Genomic DNA, 1555 nt, shown 5'->3' on the forward strand with positions numbered 1-1555 from the left:
TAGCGGGTCTTCCACTCGGGTGTCTGCTGCTCGGTGCGGACGCGGAGTTGCAGGTCGCGGAGTTCTCGTGGGGGAAAGCCCACGGTGCGGTGGCTTTCGCGGGAGGTGGTGCACTGGGCGCGGGCCGGGCAGGGCTGGCACTGGCTCTTGGTGAACCTGGCCACGATCAGCGGGGCCGCGGTGGGTGAGGAGGTTGGGTAGGGGCCGTGCCAGCCGGCGCTGACCTGGCCTTGCGGACAGGTCACCTGCTCGCGGTCGAAGTCGATGTGGAAGTCATCCCGGCCATAGCCCTCGCCCCGGCGGTGCTGGCGGGTGGAGTTGACCCGGAGCGGCCCGGAGACAGTCACCTGGTGTTCGCGGGTGGCTTCTTCCAGGCGGGGCAGGGAGGTGTAGCCGGCGTCGACCAGGTGCTCGGCGGGCAGCAGCCCGCGACGTGCCAGCCGGGCATGAATACCGGGCAGAACCTGACTGTCGTGCGTGGTCGCGGCGGTGGTGGCCACGTCCGTGATCACGTTGGGTCCGTCGGGAGCACAGGTCTCGGTCAGGTGAGCGGAGAACCCCTTCCAGCTGATGATGTGTCCGTGCCGTGCGTAGCGGGCCGAGGTGTCGTAGGGCGAAACGATCGCCCGGGACGAGGGCGGCAGCCCGGGCCCGCCCTCCGCCTCGGCGGTGCGCCAGCGCAGCTGTCCTGCGGCGTCACGGTGGTAGTTCTGCACCATGATCTGGCGCAGGGCCTGGATACGCGGGCCGGACGTGCGGTCTGCTCCGTGGCGGTGGAGGTGTTCCAGGAGCCGGACGGCGTCGTTTCCGGTGGCGAGGATCCTGGTCTTGGGTTTGGTGGGGTTCTTGCCCAGGCGGACCGGTCGGCCGTAGCGGCGCCCCCAGTCCTCATCGACCAGCTCGTCCAGCAGGTGAGGAGAGATACCGGCGACTTCTTCCAGTGCGGCGCGGACCGCCTCGGTGATCAGCTCCAGGCGGGTCAGATCCCGCACTGCGGCCAGAACGTGGGTGGAGTCGGTGCGTTGCGTGGTGCGTTCGCGTACGAGTCCGGCCCCCTTGAGGCGGGCCAGCGCGAGGTCGAGGAGGCGGTCAGCACGGTCGCCCTCGGCAAGACGGTCGCGGAAATCGGCCAGCACGCTGTGATGGAAGCCAGGGTCGTCCAGCTCCATGGCCATGGCGTACTTGAAGTCGATGCGGCAGCGGACCGCCTCGGCAGCCTGCCGGTCCGACAGACCGAGCAAGAACTGCAGCACACAGACGGTGGCCAGTTGAGCAGGCGACAGGCCCGGACGCCCGTCACGCGGGTACCAGTCGGCGAAGTCCTCGTCGCACCACAGCCCATCCAGCCGGTCGCGCACCCATATCGCCGTCGTGCCGCCCGGGTTGCTCGCCCGCGCGACCTGCGCGGTCAGAGGCGGGACTTGCTCACCGGAACGCGGGCGGAGGGACAACGGGCACCTCGACAGCTACATCGGGCAAGAGAACTACCCGAGCATGCCCGCTGACCACGCTGCCGCACCGCGAAACTCCAAGATCCCCGACAGAGTCAAGCTAA

At 69.3% G+C, this 1555-nt stretch carries 1 protein-coding gene; it reads right to left on the reverse strand.

Annotated elements, in window-relative coordinates:
* Positions 1-1451 (reverse strand): transposase (locus ABZ471_RS48605; protein WP_359075608.1); only part of this gene is annotated, 1451 nt, incomplete at its 3' end.
* Positions 1452-1555: the final 104 nt, after the last annotated feature.

Origin of the sequence: Streptomyces sp. NPDC005728, from assembly GCF_040630895.1 — a bacterium.
Classification (GTDB): Bacteria; Actinomycetota; Actinomycetes; order Streptomycetales; family Streptomycetaceae; genus Streptomyces.